Below are 13,285 nucleotides of genomic sequence, written 5' to 3' on the forward strand. Positions count from 1 at the left end.
TCGGGGCACTTCGCCCGAGCCTGGTTCAGCGGCGGATGCGGGACATCTCCGGGTCGAACAGCGGCTCTGCCGCGGTGACCGCCGGGACCCTCGTGCCGAAGTACTCGATCTCCACCCGCGTTCCGGGGGTCGCGTGTTCGGCCGGGAGCCAGGCGTAGGCGATGGGGGCGTCGATCGTGTAGCCGTAGGCGGCGCTGGTGACGTAGCCGGCCGGGGTGCCGTTCACGTAGACCGGTTCGTGGCCCAGCACCACGGACTGCCGGTCCTGGAGGACCAGCGGGGTGAGGCGGCGGGTGACCGTCTCGTCGGTGATGCCCTCCAGGGCGGACTTGCCCGTGAAGCGCTCCTTGGTGCGGCGGACGGCGAAGCCGAGGCCGGCCTCGTACGGGTTGTGCTCGGTGGTCATGTCATGACCCCAGGAGCGGTAACCCTTCTCCAGGCGCAGGCTGTTGAAGGCGCTGCGGCCCGCGGCGATGATGCCGAGCTCCTGTCCGGCCTCCCACAGGGTGTCCCACAGGCGGGCGCCGAGGTCGGCGGTCGTGTAGATCTCCCAGCCGAGTTCGCCGACGTAGCTCAGCCGCATCGCGGTGACCGGGACGTCGCCGAGGTAGGCCTGCTTGGCCTTGAAGTAGCCGAAGCCTTTGTGCGAGAAGTCGGTGTCGGTGAGCGGCTGGACGAGGTCGCGGGCGCGCGGGCCCCAGACGCCGAGGCAGCAGGTGCCGGCGGTGATGTCCCGTACCTGCACGGAACCGTCGCCGGGCAGGCGGCGGCGCAGCCAGTCCAGGTCGAGGTTGCCGTTGGCGCCGAGCTGGAAGCGTTCGGTTTCCAGACGGGCGATGGTCAGGTCGCTGCGGATGCCGCCGGCGGCGTCGAGGAGGAGGGTGTAGGTGACCGAGCCGACCGGCTTGTCCAGCTGGTTGGTGGTCAACTCCTGGAGGAACGCGAGCGCTTCGGGGCCGGTGACCTCCAGCCGCTTCAGCGGTGTCATGTCGTACAGGGCCACGCGCTCGCGGGTGACGAGGGCCTCGGCGCCGACGATCGGCGACCAGTAGCGGGACGCCCAGGCGCCGCGGCCGGGGACCCGGGCCACCTCGGGCAGGTCGGCGTTGGCCTCGTACCAGTGCGGGCGTTCCCAGCCGCCGCCCTCCAGGAAGACCGCGCCGAGCGCCTCCTGACGGGCGTGGAAGGGGCTGGTGCGCAGCGGGCGCGGGCGTTCGGCGGGTTGCAGCGGGTGCAGGATGTCGTACACCTCGGCGAAGTTCTGGCAGCTGCGTTCCATGACGTACGACGGCGCCAGCTGGACTTCCTCGAAGCGGTTGATGTCGCATCCGTGGACGTCGGTCGTGGGGCGGCCGTCGACCAGCCACTCGGCCAGGGCCTTGGCGACGCCGGCAGAGTGGGTGACCCACACGGCCTCGGCGAGCCAGAAGCCCTGGACCTTCGGCGACTCGCCCATGAGCGGCATGCCGTCGGAGGTGAAGGAGAAGATGCCGTTGAAGCCCTCCTCGATCTTCGTGTCCGCCAGCGACGGGAGCAGGGCGACGGAGTCGGTCCAGGCGCCCTCGAAGTCGGCCTCGGTGAACTCCAGGGAGGACGGCATCGCGGTGTCGCGCGGGTGGGCGACCTCGTCCAGGGAGACCGGCATGGGGCGGTGGGCGTAGGAGCCGATGCCCATGCGGTCGACGAGTTCGCGGTAGTAGAGGCCGGCGTCCTGGTTGCGCAGGATCGGCAGGGAGGCCTCGGTGCGCTCGTCGTTGCGTCCGGCGAGGAGCGGGAGTCCGGTGGTGCGGGCGTACTGGTGGGCGAGCGGGATCAGCGGGACCGGCTGGTCGACCATGCGGCCGATCCGCGGGCCCCAGAAGCCGGCGCAGGAGACCACGATGTCCGCCGGGAAGGTGCCCTGATCGGTGACGACCACGCTGACCCGGTCGCCGGTCGTCTCGATGCCGGTCACGGTGTGGTGGGGCAGGAAGCGGGCGCCGCGGGCCATGGCGAGGCGGGCCTGGGCCTCGCCGGCGCGCAGGGCCTTGGCCAGGCCGTCGGTGGGGATGTGGAAGCCGCCGAGGATGCGCTCGGGGTCGAGCAGTGGGTGCAGTGCGGCGGACTCGGCGGGGGTCAGCAGGCGGCTGTCGACGCCCCAGGAGCTGAGCCAGCCGTGCCGGCGCTGGATCTCCGCGAGGCGCTCGGGGCTGGTGGCCACCTCCAGGCCGCCGACCTGGTTGAAGCACCACTGTCCGTCGAGGGTCAGCGCGCTGTACTTCTCGACGGTGTACCGGGCGAACTCGGTCATCGTCTTCGCCCCGTTGGTCTGGAACACCAGACCGGGGGCGTGGGAGGTGGAGCCGCCCGTGGCGAAGAGCGGGCCCTGCTCCAGGACGGTGACGTCCGTCCAGCCGCGGGCGGTCAGTTCGTCGCTGAGGGCGCAGCCGACGATGCCGGCGCCGATGACGACGACCTTCGGCTGGGCCGCGTTGTTCGTCCGCGCGGTCACAGGACCACCACCGAGCGCAGGACCTCGCCGTGGTGCATCTTGGCGAACGCCTCCTCGACGTCGTCCAGGCCGATCGTCTCGCTGACGAAGTCGCCCAGGTCGAAGCGGCCCTGGAGGTAGAGGTCGATGAGGGCGGGGAAGTCCCGGGAGGGCAGACAGTCGCCGTACCAGGAGGACTTCAGGGCGCCGCCGCGGCCGAAGACGTCCAGCAGCGGCAGGTCGAGGGTGAGCTCCGGGGTGGGGACGCCGACGAGGACGGTGGTGCCGGCCAGGTCGCGGGCGTAGAAGGCCTGCCGGAAGGTCTCGGGGCGGCCGACCGCGTCCACGACGACGTCGGCGCCGAAGCCGCCGGTCAGCTCGCGGATCGCGGTGACGGCGTCGGTGCGGGAGGAGTCGACGGTGTCGGTGGCGCCGAACTGCTCGGCCCACTTGAGCTTCCGCTCGTCGACGTCGACGGCGATGATCCGGGAGGCGCCCGCCACCTTGGCACCGGCGATGGCGGCCATGCCGACGCCGCCGCAGCCGATCACCGCGATCGAGTCGCCGCGGCCCACGCCGCCGGTGTTGACGGCGGCGCCGAACCCGGCCATCACCCCGCAGCCGAGCAGTCCGGCCGCCGCGGGCGCTGCGGTCGAGTCCACCTTGGTGCACTGGCCCGCGGCGACCAGGGTCTTCTCGGCGAAGGCGCCGATACCGAGGGCCGGGGCGAGCGGGGTCCCGTCGGCCAGGGTCATCGGCTGCGTCGCGTTGTGGGTGGCGAAGCAGTACCAGGGCCTGCCCTTGCTGCACGCCCGACAGGTGCCGCAGACCGCACGCCAGTTGAGGACGACGAAGTCGCCGGGCGCGACCTCGGTGACGCCCTCGCCGACCGCCTCGACGACGCCCGCGGCCTCGTGACCGAGCAGGAACGGGAACGCGTCGTTGATGCCGCCCTCGCGGTAGTGGAGGTCGGTGTGGCAGACGCCGCAGGCCTGCACCTGGACCAGCGCCTCGCCCGGACCGGGGTCCGGCACCAGGATCGTCTCCACCGAGACGGGCGCGCCTTTCTGCCGGGCGACGACGGCGCGTACCTCGTGTGTCACTGTCGATCTCCTCGCTGGGGGGACGGCCGCGTGCGGGGGTTCGGCCGGATGTTCTGGAGGGCGGGGCGTCAGGGCCGCTGCGCGTGATGTGCGCTCCGCTTATCGCTTGTTGCGTACTACGCAATCATCTTCGCCATAAGCAACGACGCCCAAACTGTCTCCTTGCGGACACCCACTGTCAAGGGGTTCGCCGGGCGTAGTTGTCGGCGGTCGTGGACCGCGGGGCCGCGCCGGGCCGGGCGCTGGTCTCCGCGAGGGTGCGGCCTCGCGTCTCCTCGGCCCAGGCGAAGGAGACGAGCCAGCCCACGCCGGTGATCGCGGCGCCGATGAGCATGGTCGTGCCGATGCCCAGCCGGTCGAGGGAGATCGGCAACAGATAGGTGCCGGCAGCGGCGCCGACACGGCTGATCGAGGTCGCCACGCCGCCCGCGGTGGCGCGGATGCTCGTGGGGAACAGTTCGTTGGGGTACGTCCACTCCAACACCGTGGGGCCGCCGGAGAAGAGGGCGTAGGCGCAGAAGCACGCGATGACGACGGCGACGGGGAGCGCGGAGCCCCCGCCGAGCATCGCGAGCGGGACCACCATCAGCGCGAACGACCACACGATGACCGGGCGGCGCCCCACGCGGTCCACGAGGCGGAGCGCCGGGACACAGCCCAGGACGAACACGCAACTGATGAGCGCGGAGCCCAAGTAGCTGTCGTTGCCCTCCCCGAGGCCGAAGGAGCCGAGGATGGTCGGGCCGAAGGTGTACAGGGCGAACATCGGCGTGATCTGACACATGTAGAAGAGCCCGCAGAACAGGGTGCGCCTGAGGTAGACGCCCTGGAAGAGATCGCGGAACCGGCTCTGTCCCACGGCCTGTTCGGCGGCCGAGGCCGCGAGCAGTTCCTCGACCGGGACGGTGCGGTCGAGGGCCTGCTTGATCGCCTTCCGGGCGTCGGCGGTACGGCCCTTGCCGACCAGCCACAGGGGTGACTCGGGCGTTCCGACGCGCAGCAGCAGGATCACCGCGCTCAGCACGGCACCCGAGGCGAGCATCCACCGCCAGGCGCCCTGGCCCCCGATCTCGGCCATCACATAGCCCACCGCGTAGGCGGCCGCCGCGCCGACGTACCAGGCCAGGATGAGCACGCCGAGCAGCCGTCCCCGGTGCTTGTTGGGCACCCATTCGGCCAGCAGGGACGTCGCGATCGGGTAGTCGGCGCCGATGGCCATGCCGAGCACGAAGCGCAGCACGACGAACTGCCAGGTCTCGGTGGCGAACACCGACAGCACCGATCCGGCGACCAGGACCGCGAGGTCGCTGGTGTACATCGCCTCCCGGCCGAGCTTGTCGGTGACGGGGCCGAAGAACAGCCCTCCGGCGAAGATGCCGATCAGGGCGGCGGCGCCGATGAGGCTCTCGTCCCCGGTGCTCAGGTTCAGCTTCGGTGGAATCGGTTCAGTGGCGCCTCGTCGACGGCACGGATGGACATCTGACCTCCCGGGGCGGGGGACTGGGGACCATGAGCGGTGCTGCGCGGCGTCGCGCAGCGTTGCGCAGTGTTGCGCAGTGTTGCGCATTCAAGAACGCGTCTCTCCATACGCAACCGAACACAGAGCTGGCGCAGCCGTCAAGAAGGCGTACGGAATCTCTTGAGGCAGCCGTCTTCCGTCGCGGGGGCGGGCACGCCTAGTGTGCGCGGAGAAGGCCGACGCCAAGCCCCCGACCGGCCTCACGTGAAGGCGTCGCGACCCCTCGCCGACGGTCGTCGATCGCGTACAGTTGCGCTATGAGCAACTCCAACGCAGATAGCGAAACAATGGCTCCGGCGTCGACCGGGGTGCAGTCCGTCGACCGTGCCGTCAGCGTCCTGGAGATCCTCGCCCAGCGCGGCGAGGCGGGCGTCAGCGAGGTGGCCGCCGAGATCGACGTCCACAAGTCGACCGCCTTCCGGCTGCTCGGTGCACTGGAGGCGCGCGGCCTGGTGGAGCAGACCGCCGAGCGGGGCAAGTACCGGCTGGGCTTCGGGATCGTACGGCTGGCCGGTGCGGTCACGGGCCGGCTCGACGTCACCCAGCAGGGCCGGCAGGTGTGCGAACGGCTCAGCGAGGAGATCGGCGAGACCGTCAACATCGCCGTACTGCAGGAGCACTTCGCGGTCAACCTGCACCAGGTGCGCGGCCCCGGCGCGGTCGGCACCCACAACTGGGTCGGCCAGCTCACCCCGGTGCACGCCACGTCGAGCGGCAAGATCCTGCTGGCCCATCTGTCGGAGCAGGAGCGCGCCCAGGTGCTCGCGGCGTCCGGGACGAAGAAGCTGACGCCTCACACGCTGACCGCCAGGACGAAGCTGGAGAAGGACCTCGCCGAGGCGCGCGAACGCGGATACGCCGTGACGCTGGAGGAGCTCGAGATCGGACTGCACGCCGTGGCGGCCCCGATCCGGGCCCGGGACGGCGAGGTCGTCGCCGCCCTCAGCGCCTCAGGACCGGCGTACCGCTTCACCGAGGAACGCATCCACGAACTGGCGCCGCTGCTGATGAAGGGCGCGCAGGAGATCAGCCACCGGATGGGCTATCTCGGCGGATGACCGGCTGGGCTGAGCCCAGGGGATCAGCCGGCGGATGAGCTACCTGGGCTGAGCCGCCCTCCCCCGGATCGCCTCGGCGCCCCAACGGGCCGTCACCCGTACCGCGTCCAGCGTCGAGGCGACGTCGTGCACCCGCAGACACCACACGCCCTGCGCGGCGGCGAGCACGGACACGGCGGTGGTCGCCGCGTCCCGCTGCGGTGCCGGCCGGGGCCGGCCCGTCGTGCGGTCCGCCAGCAGCGCGCCCAGGAACGACTTGCGTGACGCACCCACGAGCACGGGATGGCCGAGCGCACCCACCTCCCCGAGGCGGCCCAGCAACTCCCAGTTGTGCTCGGGCTCCTTGGCGAAGCCCAGCCCCGGGTCGACGATCAGCGAGCCGGGCGCGATCCCGGCCTCCAGCGCGGCCTCGATCCTCAGGCGCAGTTCGTCGAGGACATCGGCGACCACGTCGTCGTAGCGGGCGTTCGCCTGCATGCCGGCGGAGTGGCCCCGCCAGTGCATCAGGACGTACGGCAGGCCCGCCCGGGCCATCAGCGGCAGCATCGCCGGGTCGGCGAGGCCGCCGGAGACGTCGTTGACCAGCCGCGCGCCGGCGTCCAGCGCGCGGGCGGCGACCTCGGCCCGCATGGTGTCGATGCTGACGACCGCGCCCGCCGCCGCGAGTTCCCGGACGACGGGCAGCACCCGGCGCAGCTCCTCCTCGACCGAGGGGCGGGCCGCGCCGGGGCGGGTCGACTCGCCGCCGACGTCCACGATGTCCGCGCCCTGCTCCAGCAGCGCGAGCCCGTGTGCGACGGCGGCGTCCGCCGCGAACGCCAGTCCGCCGTCGGAGAACGAGTCGGGCGTGACGTTGAGGACGCCCATGACCAGCGTCCGGCCGGGCCGGGGCAGCCCGGGCGGATGGACGTCCGGCCTGCCCGGGTGCGGGAGGCCGGCGTGGATGTCCGGCGTTCCCGGGTGCGGGAGGCCGGCGTGGGTCGTGACGGTCACAGGGATCGACTTTCCGTGCGGATGACGGCAGCGGCCGCTCAGACGTATTCGGTCGCCGCGTCGAGCAGCCAGTCCGCCAGATAGCCGGCGAACGACGAGCGGACCAGGACCCAGAATCCGGCCCGGGGTTCGTCGCGGGCGACCAGCACCACCTGCGTGCGCCCGAGGGTGGTCTGGGCGCAGCGGCCCGGGCCGAAGGCCCGCGGATGCAGGTCCAGGGCGCAGCCGTGGGCCAGCAGGTCGACGGCGCGGGGGCCGGTGACCAGGAGGGTGGTGCGCTGGGCGGAGACGTCGGTGACGGAGACCGGCTCGGCGCCCGCGGCCTCCCTGATCCGGCTCTCCAACTCCCGTTCGCTGCCCGGCTGTGCGACGAGCAGCCATTCGTCGGGGCCGAGCCAGAGCGCGGTCAACTCCCCCGCGCGGACGACGGTGTTGGGCTGGAGGGGCAGCTGGAGGCCCAGCGCCAGCCCGACGGCCTCCGCCGCCGGGCCCTTGGCGTCGAAGCGCACGTTCAGCTGGGTCAGAAAGGGGAGTTCGGCCAGCCGGATCGCGCCGCCGGAGCCGCGGGTGGCGGCGGCCAGACGACCGGCGGCGTGGGCCAGGGGGCTGGTGAGTGCGGTGTCAGCCATCGCGGCGGGCTCCCTCGGGGTCGTAGAGGACGGGGCTGGCGACGGTCACCGGGACCAGCTGGTCGCCGACGGGGGCGTAGAGCCGCTCGCCGATGCGGTCCCGGCCGCCCTTGATCAGGGCGAGCGCGAAGGTCCGGCCGAGGGCGGCGCTGCGGTAGCTGGAGGTGACGTGGCCGAGCATCGGCACGGGCGGGGCGGGCAGCACACTGTCGGCGACCAGGTGGGTGCCCTCCGGGAGGAAGGTGCCGGGGTCCTCGGGGAGCAGGCCGACCAGGTGCTTGCGGTCGGGGCGGACGGTGTCGGCGCGGGCGTAGGAGCGCTTGCCGATGAAGTCGGGCTTCTTCTTCGAGACCGCCCAGCTCATGCCGAGGTCCTGCGGGGTGACGGTGCCGTCGGTGTCCTGGCCGATGATCGGGTAGCCCTTCTCGGCGCGCAGGACGTGCATGGTCTCGGTGCCGTACGGGGTGATGCCGTACGGGGCGCCGGCCTCGTACAGCGCCTCCCAGAGGGCGCGCGCCCGCCAGGGCGACACGTTGATCTCGTAGGCGAGTTCACCGGAGAAGCTGATCCGGCAGACCCGGGCCTCGATGCCGGCGACGGTCGTCTCACGCCAGGCCATGAACGGGAAGTCGTCGTTGGCGACGGCGAGTTCGGGCGCGAGCGAGCCGAGCACCGCGCGGGACTTCGGGCCGACCAGGGCGACCGTGGCCCACTGCTCCGTCACGGAGGTGCAGTGGACCTTCAGGTCCGGCCACTCCGTCTGGAGCCACTCCTCCATCCAGTCCAGTACGGTCGCGGCGTTGCCGGTCGTCGTGGTGACCAGGAAGCGGTCCTGGGCGACGCGGATGACGGTGCCGTCGTCGAAGACCATGCCGTCCGGACGGCACATGACGCCGTAGCGGACCATGCCGACCTTCAGGGTGCTCATCATGTTGGTGTAGAGCAGGTCCAGGAAGGCTCCGGCGTCCGGGCCCTGGACGTCGATCTTGCCGAGCGTGGAGGCGTCCATGAAGCCCACGCTCTCGCGGGTCGCGGCGCATTCGCGCAGGACGGCCGCCTCCATGTCCTCGCCGTCCTGGGGGTAGTACCAGGGGCGCTTCCACTGGCCGACGTTCTCGAACAGGGCGCCGTGCGCGACATGCCACTCGTGGATGGCCGTCGTGCGGACCGGGTCGCTCAGGACGCCCCGGTCGCGGCCCGCGAGGGCGGCGAAGGAGACCGGGGTGTACGGCGGACGGAAGGTCGTCGTGCCGAGCGCCGAGATGTCCACACCGAGCAGTTCGGCGACGACGCCGCTGGCCAGGACCCCGGAGGTCTTGCCCTGGTCGTTGGCGGTGCCGGCCGTCGTGTAGCGCTTGGTGTGCTCCACCGAGCGCATGCCGGCGCCGGTCGCGCGGGTCAGGTCGGCGACGGTGACGTCACGCTGGAGGTCGACGAAACGGGAGGCGTCCGCGTCCGAGGGGCCCGGGACGACGTACACGTGCAGGGGCGGGGTGTACGGCTGGGCGGCGACGGCCGGAAGGCGGGGGGCCTTGGCGGTGTAGCCCTCGGCCTCGATCGCGCGGGTGCCCGCGGCGGCGCCCTGGGCGAGGGCTCCGGCGAGGGTGAACACGCCGCTCGCGGCGCCCGCGACCTCGACCGCCTGGCGGCCGGAGTCCGGGACGAAGGAGCCGAGTTCGTCGTCGTAGCGGAGCTTGCCGCCGGACTGGCTGAACAGGTGGGCGACCGGGTTCCAGCCGCCGGAGACCAGGAGGAGGTCGACGGCGAATTGCTGCTGGCCCGCGGACTCGCCGTACGGCGCGACGGTCACGGAGGTGATCCGCGGGTCGCCCTCCGTGCCGACGACGGCGTGGCCGGGGAGGACCTCGATGCCGGCCTCGCGGGCGCGGTCGGCCCACTCCCCCGGTTCGGGGCGGGCGTCGACGATCGCGGTGATCTCGATGCCGGCCGCCTTGATGTCCAACGCCGCCGCGTACGCACTGTCGTTGGTGGTGAAGACGACCGCGCGACGGCCCGGCAGGGCGCCGTGCCGGTTGATGTGCGTACGGGCCGAGGAGGCCAGCATCACGCCGGGGCGGTCGTTGTCCGGGAAGGCGAGGGAGCGTTCGTGGGCACCGGTGGCGAGGACGACCCGGCGGGCGCGGATGCGCCACACGCGTTCGCGGGAGGTGTTCGCGGGGGCCGCCGCGCCTAGGTGGTTGGTGCGGCGTTCGACGGCCAGGAGGTGGTTGTCGTCGTAGTAGCCGAAGACCGTGGTGCGGGGCAGGACGCGGACCTCGGGGGCGGTGGCCAGGAGGGCGGTGGTCTGCCTCACCCAGTCGAGGTGTTCGGCGGTGCCGAGGAGGCTGCCGCCGGGTTCCGGCTGGTCGTCGGCGAGGATGACGCGGGCGCCGCTGCGGGCGGCTGCGGCGGCTGCGGCGAGGCCGGCGGGGCCTGCGCCGACGACCAGGAGGTCGCAGTGGGCGTGTACGGCGTCGTAGCGGGCCGGGTCGGGGGTGGTGGCGAGGCGGCCCTGGCCGGGGAGGCTGGTGGCGACGAGGCCGTCGTAGAGCTCGACCGTTGTCGCGGGGAGCATCGGCTCGGGGAAGGGCTCCTCGATCTGGATGACCGCGTTGGGTTCTTCGACGCCGGCGGAGAAGATGCCTCGGGGGCGGCCGAGTTTGATGCTGGTGCCGGTCTGGATGATGCCGTTGGCGAGGAGGGCGGAGGCGAGGGTGTCGCCCTGGTAGCCCTGGTATTCGGTGCCGTCGAAGGTGAAGGTGAGGGGGGTGGTGCGGGTGATTCGGCCTCGGGTGGGGTGGCGGAACGGTTGGGTTTCCTCGCCCCCGCCGCCCCTACCCGTCCCATCCTGAAGGGGCTCCGCCCCTTCGACCCCGTCAGGGGGCTCCGCCCCCTGGCCCCCCGTCGGCCCCGAAAGGGCCTCGTCCTCAAACGCCGGACGGGCTGGGATACCCGGACCGGCATCAGAAGGCGAAGCCCCCTGCGGGTGGGTGGGGGTTCGGGACGGCAATGCCTCGTCCTCGGACGCCGGACGAGCTGAGGGATGCGGGGTGGCGTTCAAAAGTGCCGCCTCGTCCTCGGACGCCGGACGGGCCGGGATGACGGGCTTGGGTTTCACAGGTGCCGGGCGTTCCTCTCCTGGCCTGTACACCGTCAGGATCTCGTTCGTCGAGGTGTCGCGTATCGCGTTGAACCAGCGGCGGCAGCCCGCCGCGTGGCTCCAGCGTTCCGCGAACGGGCCCTTCGGGTTGTCGCGGAAGAAGAGGTAGCGGGCCCATTCCTCGTCGGTGAGGGTCGACGGGGTCTCCGGGTAGGGCACGTGGGCCTGGCCGCCGTAGTGGAACTCGGCCTCGTCGCGGGGCCCGCACCACGGGCAGGGGATCAGCAGCATGTCGTTCGGCTCCCTTGAGGATCCCTTAGTGGGCCACCGCGGCAGCGCCGTGCTCGTCGACGAGCGCGCCGGTGGTGAAACGGTCGAGCGAGAAGGGGGCGTTGAGGGGGTGGGGGGCGTCGTTGGCGATCGTGTGGGCGTAGACCCAGCCCACTCCGGGCGTGGCCTTGAAGCCGCCCGTTCCCCAGCCGCAGTTCAGGTAGAGGTTCTGCACCGGGCTGAGGCCCACGATCGGTGAGGCGTCCGGGCTCACGTCGACGATGCCGCCCCAGGTGCGCAGGACGTGGGCGCGGGCGAAGACCGGGAAGAGCTCCAGGGCCGCCGCCATCTGTTCCTCGATGATGTGGAAGGCGCCGCGCTGGGTGTAGGAGTTGTACGCGTCGATGCCCGCGCCCATCACCAACTCGCCCTTGTGCGCCTGCGATACGTACACGTGGACGGCGTTGGACATGACCACCGTGGGGTGGACCGGTTCCAGGAGTTCCGAGACCAGGGCCTGCAACGGGTGGCTCTGGACCGGGAGTTCGATGCCCGCCATGGCCGCCAGGACGGAGGTGTGGCCCGCCGAGCACAGGGCCACCTTGCCCGCCGCTATCGGGCCCAGGTTCGTCTGGACTCCGACGACCCGGTTGCCGACCACGTCCAGGCCGGTGACCTCGCAGTTCTGGATGATGTCGATGCCGGCCGCGTCCGCCGAGCGGGCCAGGCCCCAGGCGACGTGGTCGTGCTTCGCTATGCCCGCGCGGGGCTGGTACGTCGCGCCGAGGACCGGGTAGCGCACGTCAGGGGAGATGTTGACGATCGGGCAGACGTCCTTGACGCCGTCCGCGTCGAGCCACTCCGCGTCCACGCCGTTGAGGCGGTTCGCCTCCACTCGGCGCACGCTGTCGCGGACGTCCTGGAGGCTGTGGGCGAGGTTCAGCACGCCGCGCTGGGAGAAGAGGATCGGGTAGTCGAGTTCGTCCGCCAGGCCCTCCCAGAGCTTGAGGGCGTGCTCGTAGATGCCCGCGCTCTCGTCCCACAGGTAGTTGGAGCGGATGATCGTGGTGTTGCGGGCCATGTTGCCGCCCGCCAGCCAGCCCTTCTCCAGGACGGCGACGTTGGTGATGCCGTGGTTCTTGGCGAGGTAGTGGGCGGTCGCGAGGCCGTGGCCGCCGCCGCCGACGATGACGACGTCGTACGACCGCTTCGGCTCGGGCGTGCGCCACAGCCAGTCGGGGTGTTCCGGCAGCTCGGCGCCGGGGGTTCGGGGGCTCATACGGTGTTCGCGTTCCTCTCGGCGGCCTCGACGACGTTGGCGAGCAACATCGCGCGGGTCATGGGGCCCACTCCGCCCGGCATCGGCGCCAGCCAGCCGGCGACCTGGGCGGCGTCCGGGTGGATGTCGCCGACCAGGCCCTGGTCGGTGCGGGTGATACCCACGTCCAGGACGGCCGCGCCCGGGCGGAGGATGTCGGGGGTGATCAGGGCGGGTGAGCCCGCGGCGGCGATGACGATGTCCGCCTCGCGGACGTGCCAGGCCAGGCCCTTGGTGCCGGTGTGGCAGAGCGTGACCGTGGCGTTCTCGGAGCGGCGGGTCAGCAGCAGGCCGATGGGGCGGCCGACCGTGATGCCGCGGCCGATCACACAGACGCGGGCTCCGGCCAGGGGGACGTCATAACGGCGCAGGAGTTCGACGATGCCGCGCGGGGTGCACGGCAGCGGGGCCTCGACGCCGAGGGTGAGGCGGCCGAGATTGACGGGGTGCAGGCCGTCGGCGTCCTTGGCCGGGTCCATGCGTTCCAGTACGGCGTTGGCGTCCAGGTGCTTGGGGAGCGGGAGTTGGACGATGTAGCCGGTGCAGGCCGGGTCGGCGTTGAGTTCGTCGATGACGTCCTCGACCTGCCGCTGGGTCGCGTCGGCGGGCAGGTCGCGGCGGATCGAGGCGATGCCGACCTGGGCGCAGTCGCGGTGCTTGCCGCCGACGTAGGCACGGCTGCCGGGGTCGTCGCCGACCAGGACGGTGCCGAGGCCCGGCGGGCGGCCCGTGAGGGCGGTCAACTTGGCCACGCGCTCGGTGAGTTCGCGGCGGATCGCGGCGGCGGTCGCCTTGCCGTCGAGGAGTTGGGCGGTCATCGTCTTC

9 protein-coding genes are annotated in these 13,285 nt (G+C 72.0%); 1 reads left to right on the top strand and 8 read right to left on the bottom strand.

The annotated features are described in order from the left end of the window. Nucleotides 1–25: 25 nt before the first annotated feature. The 3 genes from IQ210_RS05685 to IQ210_RS05695 all read right to left on the bottom strand — a co-directional run bounded on the left by IQ210_RS05685 (nucleotide 26) and on the right by IQ210_RS05695 (nucleotide 5,140). The gene (locus IQ210_RS05685) at nucleotides 26–2,491 is read right to left on the bottom strand and encodes a GcvT family protein (RefSeq protein WP_194077688.1); all 2,466 of its coding nucleotides are present in this window, start codon (nucleotides 2,489–2,491) and stop codon (nucleotides 26–28) included. Beyond that, nucleotides 2,488–3,573 (bottom strand): S-(hydroxymethyl)mycothiol dehydrogenase, encoded by a 1,086-nt coding sequence (locus IQ210_RS05690; RefSeq protein WP_194077690.1) that lies wholly within the window; start codon nucleotides 3,571–3,573, stop codon nucleotides 2,488–2,490. Before IQ210_RS05690 ends, IQ210_RS05685 begins: the two co-directional genes overlap by 4 nt. Before the next feature lie 178 nt (nucleotides 3,574–3,751). After that, on the bottom strand, nucleotides 3,752–5,140 hold the full coding sequence (locus tag IQ210_RS05695; protein ID WP_228047053.1) for an MFS transporter: 1,389 nt from the start codon (nucleotides 5,138–5,140) through the stop codon (nucleotides 3,752–3,754). Nucleotides 5,141–5,349: 209 nt separating this feature from the next. On the opposite strand from IQ210_RS05695, the gene IQ210_RS05700 reads away from it, so the two are divergent. Then, the gene (locus IQ210_RS05700; protein ID WP_194077692.1) at nucleotides 5,350–6,150 is read left to right on the top strand and encodes an IclR family transcriptional regulator; all 801 of its coding nucleotides are present in this window, start codon (nucleotides 5,350–5,352) and stop codon (nucleotides 6,148–6,150) included. A 39-nt stretch (nucleotides 6,151–6,189) separates the two neighbouring features. Here the strand turns inward: IQ210_RS05700 and folP are convergent, their stop codons facing one another. The 5 genes from folP to IQ210_RS05725 are packed head-to-tail and all read right to left on the bottom strand — an operon-like array spanning nucleotide 6,190 to nucleotide 13,278. Further along, nucleotides 6,190–7,143 (bottom strand): dihydropteroate synthase, encoded by a 954-nt coding sequence (gene folP / locus IQ210_RS05705; RefSeq protein WP_456115051.1) that lies wholly within the window; start codon nucleotides 7,141–7,143, stop codon nucleotides 6,190–6,192. A 38-nt stretch (nucleotides 7,144–7,181) separates the two neighbouring features. Next, nucleotides 7,182–7,772: a sarcosine oxidase subunit gamma gene (locus tag IQ210_RS05710; RefSeq protein WP_194077694.1), complete on the bottom strand. Its 591-nt coding sequence runs from the start codon at nucleotides 7,770–7,772 to the stop codon at nucleotides 7,182–7,184. Continuing rightward, entirely contained in the window at nucleotides 7,765–11,163 is a 3,399-nt protein-coding gene (locus IQ210_RS05715; RefSeq protein ID WP_194077696.1) for a sarcosine oxidase subunit alpha family protein, read from the bottom strand. Before IQ210_RS05715 ends, IQ210_RS05710 begins: the two co-directional genes overlap by 8 nt. 25 nt (nucleotides 11,164–11,188) lie before the next feature. Next, a complete protein-coding gene (locus IQ210_RS05720; protein WP_194077699.1) occupies nucleotides 11,189–12,421 on the bottom strand; it encodes a sarcosine oxidase subunit beta family protein in 1,233 nt (410 codons plus the stop codon). Further along, complete coding sequence (locus tag IQ210_RS05725; RefSeq protein WP_194077701.1) at nucleotides 12,418–13,278, bottom strand: bifunctional methylenetetrahydrofolate dehydrogenase/methenyltetrahydrofolate cyclohydrolase; 861 nt, start codon at nucleotides 13,276–13,278, stop codon at nucleotides 12,418–12,420. Before IQ210_RS05725 ends, IQ210_RS05720 begins: the two co-directional genes overlap by 4 nt. Nucleotides 13,279–13,285 lie beyond the last annotated feature (7 nt).

Source organism: Streptomyces justiciae, assembly GCF_015163075.1.
GTDB classification, from domain to species: Bacteria; Actinomycetota; Actinomycetes; order Streptomycetales; family Streptomycetaceae; genus Streptomyces; species Streptomyces justiciae.

Bases quoted from the DNA above. Each gene is read 5' to 3' on its own strand.
- IQ210_RS05695 (WP_228047053.1), bottom strand. From the start codon at position 5,140: ATGCGCAACACTGCGCAACACTGCGCAACGCTGCGCGACGCCGCGCAG.
- IQ210_RS05700 (WP_194077692.1), top strand. From the start codon at position 5,350: ATGAGCAACTCCAACGCAGATAGCGAAACAATGGCTCCGGCGTCGACC.
- IQ210_RS05710 (WP_194077694.1), bottom strand. From the start codon at position 7,772: ATGGCTGACACCGCACTCACCAGCCCCCTGGCCCACGCCGCCGGTCGT.
- IQ210_RS05715 (WP_194077696.1), bottom strand. From the start codon at position 11,163: ATGCTGCTGATCCCCTGCCCGTGGTGCGGGCCCCGCGACGAGGCCGAG.
- IQ210_RS05720 (WP_194077699.1), bottom strand. From the start codon at position 12,421: ATGAGCCCCCGAACCCCCGGCGCCGAGCTGCCGGAACACCCCGACTGG.
- IQ210_RS05725 (WP_194077701.1), bottom strand. From the start codon at position 13,278: ATGACCGCCCAACTCCTCGACGGCAAGGCGACCGCCGCCGCGATCCGC.